General features: G+C 62.9%; 4 protein-coding genes. 2 read left to right on the forward strand and 2 right to left on the reverse strand.

All coding sequences use genetic code 11. The features are described 5' to 3' along the window. A partial coding sequence (locus VIQ49_RS00515; protein ID WP_331879851.1) for an acyl-CoA dehydrogenase family protein occupies positions 1-1,036 on the reverse strand: 1,036 nt, incomplete at its 3' end. Between the two features lie 407 nt (positions 1,037-1,443). On the opposite strand from VIQ49_RS00515, the gene VIQ49_RS00520 reads away from it, so the two are divergent. Together VIQ49_RS00520 and VIQ49_RS00525 are read left to right on the forward strand one after the other, a co-directional pair. Further along, on the forward strand, positions 1,444-2,358 hold the full coding sequence (locus VIQ49_RS00520; protein WP_331879853.1) for a LysR family transcriptional regulator: 915 nt from the start codon (positions 1,444-1,446) through the stop codon (positions 2,356-2,358). A gap of 181 nt (positions 2,359-2,539) precedes the next feature. Continuing rightward, complete coding sequence (locus tag VIQ49_RS00525; protein ID WP_331879854.1) at positions 2,540-3,631, forward strand: IS110 family transposase; 1,092 nt, start codon at positions 2,540-2,542, stop codon at positions 3,629-3,631. A gap of 544 nt (positions 3,632-4,175) precedes the next feature. Here VIQ49_RS00525 and VIQ49_RS00530 read toward each other — a convergent pair. Further along, a protein-coding gene (locus tag VIQ49_RS00530) for an IS3 family transposase (RefSeq protein WP_331879856.1) occupies positions 4,176-5,316 on the reverse strand; the annotation gives its coding sequence in 2 pieces (ribosomal slippage) (positions 4,176-4,640 and positions 4,642-5,316; 1,140 coding nt in all). Between the last annotated feature and the right edge of the window lie 373 nt (positions 5,317-5,689).

Consider the following 5,689-nt stretch of genomic DNA (forward strand, 5'->3'; position numbering starts at 1 on the left):
GGCTCGCGGCGACTGCAAGGCTCGCGGTACCGGCCGTATCGGCGGTGAGATCGCCGTTGGCCGCGTCGACGGCTGTGCCCGCTTCGCGGAGTAATGCCTCGGTCCCGCGTACGGCGACCTCCATCTGCCCCAATGCCTGCACGATGAGCGGGTCGTCGGCTGCGCTTTCAACCTCGGCATCGGGAAACGGCCGACTCTTGGTGCGCACAAACTCCGCCGCGTCGTCGACCGCCGCCCGGGCGATCCCGACATCGAGCGCCGAGTGCAGCAACTGCGCGAACGCACCGTAGGTCTGGGGGCGGTCGAAGGTCAGGTGGTAGGGCGTGATCCGGTCGTCGGTGACCTGGACGTTGATCAGCTCAACGGTGCCGGACGCGGTGGTGCGCTGGCCCATGCCGTTCCAGTCGTCGATCACCGTGACGCCAGGCGTGGTGCGCTCGACCCAGGCGACGTGGAGCGGTCCGTCGACGTCGAGGTGGGTGAGCACCGGGATCCAGTCGGCGAAGAGCGCGCCGGTGGCGTAGCCCTTGGTTCCGTTGAGGAGCCACCTTCGTGGTCGAGGCGCTCGCTCCGTCGGCACCTCCGCCACTGCGGACTCAGGGGTGAGCGTCGTCCGGATGTCTCGCACATGCTTGGTGCCCGTCTCCGACTGGGCGTTGCCGAAGCGCTTCCCAGCGAGCACCTCACCGAAGAAGAATTCTTGTTGGGCTGGAGTGCCTTGCTCTCGCATAGCTTTGACGTAGACAAAATGACTGTGCGGGATTTGAGCGATGCTCGGGTCGGCGCTGGCCAGGATCCGGAAGACTTCAGCCACCGTCGCCGCAGGCAGCTCCGAGCCGCCGTACTCCTGCGGCACGGTAATCGCGAGCAGACCGGACTCGGTGAGCTGGTCGAGCTCGGGCCCGGGCAGGAGTCGTTCGGCATCGCGCCGGGCGGCGGTCTCCGCAAACCCTGCCGCCAGAGTGTGGGCGACCGCGACGGCTTGCGCGTTGGTGAGCTTCGGGCAGGTGACTGCCGAGTCAGCGACGGCGGTCATGCATCGTCCTCCGCCTTGGCGCGCCGTGGGCGAACTGCAGGCGCGCGGGCCCTGCGAGGGTGGGGCTCATCGAAACTCCTTGATTGGAACAATTCCCTATCGAAACCACGGACAAAGCTACGTGAAGCCCCGGGGCGCCACTACCCTTAATGCGCCAGAAATTTCGGAGGGGGTGACAGGTAAAACCTGTCACCTTCCGTGAGTCGTGCCGCGTACTCGAATCTAGGAACCACGGGACAGCCGCACCGACTGGGACGCGTGTTGCGGCGCGAGAAATGTGCCTCCACTTGCTTTCATACTTATTTAGTAGGCTTTAAGCATGTAAGTAGATGTCGCACCGAAGGATCCCGACGGCAGGTCTCGCCGATCAGGGATGCGCGGCCTCGGCACGACCGCAGGAGAACCCGATGCGCATCGAACAACTGGAGTACCTCGTGGCCGTCACCGCCCACGGGTCGCTACGTCGCGCGAGCGAGGCAATGAACATCTCCCAGCAGGCACTGAGCGAGGCGATCACCAAACTCGAGAGGGAACTCGGCACCACACTGCTCGACCGGCGCCGAACCGGCTCACGCATCAGCCGGGAGGGGCTCGACCTGCTCCAGAACATGACCGAGGTCATCGAGGCCGTCGGCAAGCTCCGACAGGTGGCCGGCGACCAGGCGGTGCGGATGCGGGAGCTCCGCATCGGTACGGTCAATACCGCCTCGTCGACCCTGCTCGCGCCGGCCCTGCTCGACCTGCGCGTCCGGTACGCCTCCGGTGGGGTCGAGGTCATCAACGCCCAGCAGAGTGAGATCCACCAGGGTCTGGCCGAGGGCACCCTCGATCTGGGCCTCATCAACGTCTTGCCAGGTGACGACGTGCCGATCGGACTCGTCTCCACCGAGCTCATCCACGGCCAGCCGGTCGCGTGCCTCCGTACCGATCACCCATTGGCTGCCGGCGACCAAGTCACTGTCGCCCATCTCCGCGACGAGCCCTTCGTCGCTATGCGACCCGGCTATGTCATGCACCGGTTCGCGCACCGACTCTTCGCGGGGACCATGCCCGCAACGACGTACGCCACCGACGGTGCCGAGATGGGCAAGGCCATGGTTGCCGAGGGTTTAGGGATCTCGATCCTGCCCGACTACTCCATCTGCGCCGACCCGCTGGTGCGGGCCGGGGTGATCACCACTCGGCCCATCAGGGGCGATGACACGATCGTTTCCCTGCTGATGCTGCGACGCAAGGCGGAGCACGTGCCGTCCCAACTACGCGACTTCCAGGTTGCCCTGATGCGTCACGCCGGCCTCTATCGGCGGACTCTGTCAACTTAACGGAACTCCACTGGGGATCAACAGCAATCAGAGTGTGTTTGAAAGCCGCCAGCTTCGGGCGAGACGCCTAGACGGTATGTAGGTCGGCCCGTTTTGGGCCGAGGCCTCGCTTGCAAGTTGTCGTGGGTTGCCGAGTAGGCGAAGCCTGGATCGGTAGTGCCTACATTTGCAGGAGGCCCCGGTGAAATATCAGCGTACGAGTGTTGGCTTGGACGTGCATGCACTCTCGGTAGTGGCATGCGCGATCGACGGTCAAACCGGTGAAGTATGGAAACAACGATTATGCCCGGATCACGGCGAAATTCTCGGCTGGTTGCGTTCGCTGCCGGGCCCGGTGAAGGTCGTGTACGAGGCCGGGCCGACCGGATTCGGCCTGTGCCGAGCCCTGAATCAAGCGGGTGTGGAGTGCGTGGTGGTCGCGCCGTCAAAACTGCAGAGACCTGCTGGTGACCGGGTCAAGACCGACGCTCGCGATGCCTTGCGCCTGGCAAGGTTGCTCCGGTTGAACGAGATCGTCGAGGTTACAGTTCCTTCGGTGGAACAGGAGGCGGCCCGTGATCTGGTCCGTGCCCGCGGCGATGCTCGCGGGGATCTGATGCAATGCCGACACCGATTGTCGAAACTGCTTCTGCGCCAGGGAATTGTCTATTCCGGTGGTGCGGCGTGGACCGGTGCGCATGATGTGTGGCTCCGCGGCCAGAGGTTCGACCAGTCGGCACTGCAGGCCACGTTCGACTCGAACCACGAGGCGATGCTGCTCACGCGAGACCGCCGCGACCGACTCGATACGGAGATCGAAGAGATGGCGGAGAACAGCCCCTACACGCCAATGGTGCGCCGGTTGGGATGTTTGCGGGGAATTTCGACGTTGACCGGGTTCGGGTTGGCGGTCGAGATCGGCGACTGGCAGCGATTCACAGGGAGCACGATCGGCTCGTACGTCGGGCTGGTGCCGAGTGAATACTCTTCGGGGACATCACGATCACAGGGTTCGATCACCAAGACCGGCAACGGTCATGCACGTCGGTTGTTGGTCGAGGCAGCGTGGCATCACCGCAATATCTATCGCAACCCTGGGCAGGTGATGCGCATCCGGTGGGAGAAGGCCAGCCCCGCTGCGCGTGCTCGTGGGCATGCCGGCAATCACCGCCTGCATCATCGGTGGGAGCAGTTCACCGCCCGTAAGAAGCGTCCGGTGATCGCGAATGTCGCCGTCGCCCGAGAACTTGCGGGATGGTGTTGGTCGTTGGCGGTCGTCGACGACATGCCTTGAGCTCCTCCGTCCCTTAGATTTCGGTCGATAGACAATCGCAAGGGCGTGATGACAGCGTGAGGAACGATCTGCGAAAACAACTATGGGCAGCAACAGGATCCGAAATCGGAACCGATTGTGACGCCCGACCCTAGAGCAGCAGCACCGTTCCTGCCGAACAGTCGTCCTGCGGTAGCCAACCCGCGTATATCAGTCTGACCACGAGTCGTGAATATCGACATGTCACCCGCCGTTCTTCATGTCCGTCGACCGAAACGGAAACGGCCTCGGGAACTGACGTACCCGAGGCCGTTTCCACCTGTCTCTTGACAAATTTCTCTACATATCAGTTGTTGTGGGTATGGACGTTGCTGACGCGGGATTGAAGTAGACGGGCTGGTCCTCGGCGCGAGAATGGGAGTTGCGAAATAGCCGTTCTCGACCAAGAAGGACCAGCCCTGTGACACCCCGTAATGCTTTGCTGACGGTGAAGGAGGACGAAGTGAGATGGACCCTGTGGTCTGGACAGTCCGCGGCGGTTGGTAGGTGGCGGGCTGCTGGGTTGTTATGCGACCTGCGGTAGCCGCTGATGTTGATGATATGCCTCGTCGGGAGTTAGACCATCGAGTCCTTGGTGGCGACGGCGGGTGTTGTAGTACTCGAAGTAGGTGCCGAGTCCGGCGCGGGCTTGGGCCCCGGTCTCGTAGGCGTGCAGGTAGACCTCCTCGTATTTCACCGAGCGCCAGAGTCTTTCGATGAACACGTTGTCCATCCACCGGCCGCGGCCGTCCATGCTGATTGCTACCCCGGCATCGGCGAGCACTGTGGTGAACGCGGTCGCGGTGAACGTCGATCCCTGGTCGGTATTGAAGATCTCCGGTGGCCTGTAGGTATCGATCGCCTCGGTGAGGGCGTCGATGCAGAATGCTCTGTCGATGGTGTTCGACACCCGCCAGGTGAGGACCTTGCGGGAGTACCAGTCCATGATCGCCACCAGGTACAAGAACCCGGACGCCATCGGCAGGTACGCCCGCGTCCGTGCACCAGACTTGGCCGGGCCGGTCGATGCTCTTGCCGCGCAGCAAGTACGGGTAGATACGGTGTCCCGGCGCCGGCGTGCTCGTCTTGCGCTTGGGATACAGCGCGGCCATGCCCATGACCCGCATCAGGCGTTGCACCCGCTTACGGTTGACGACCATCCCGTCGTCGGTGAGGTGGTCGACGATGCGGCGCGAACCCAGGAACGGCAACCTGAGGTGGATCTCGTCGATCCGCCGCATCAGGTCCGTGTCACCGCGATCAGCCGATCGTCGCCGGTAGTAAACCGTAGAACGAGCCACCTCGAGCAGTTCGCACTGCGTGAGGACCGGCAGGTCGTGGTCGCGGTTGATCATGGCCCGCCTCACTTCGGATCGAAGCGATCGAGCCCGCGACCTAAAAAAATCGCGTTCCATGGTCAGTTCGCCGATCTTTGCGTGCAACGTGTTGATTTTCGCCTCGGACTCATCCCCGCGATGCCCTGTCCCTGCGGCGAACGCATCGGGCGCCGCATCGAGCAGCTGACGTTTCCATGCGGTGATCTGGTTCGGGTGCACATCGAACTGTTGCGCAAGCTCAGCGAGGGTCTTCTCCTCCCGCAGCGCTGTCAGAACCACCTTGGCCTTGAACTCCGGCGAATGATTCCTGCGCTTACGACCTGGTGCCATCTGTGGTTGCTCCTTCGGCCTCAACAGCCATTATCGAAGCAACCCAACACCTAACGCCCTGTCCGAAATCCCGGGTCCATTTCAAAGACTCGTCGAGCGATGCCGCACTCGTCCGATCTCTCATGTCGGCGCTGTCACGTTAATCGATTCGGCGCCTCCTTAAATCCCACCAGCCACATGAGTCACACACGGGCAGGAGGTTTCCGAGCACGGATCGACCACAATCAGCGCTTGATTGCTTAACGTGACAGTGCCCATTAGGGACAGGGCCACCGGATCTGATGGTAGGTCTCCTCGCAGGCGTGGGTGTCGGGTATCGATGCTGGATCGGCGACCGGACAGGTCGGACGAAGGACTGCGAATGAACACGAGT

The sequence above is a fragment of the Williamsia sp. genome (genome assembly GCF_036566845.1).
Taxonomy (GTDB): Bacteria; Actinomycetota; Actinomycetes; order Mycobacteriales; family Mycobacteriaceae; genus Williamsia.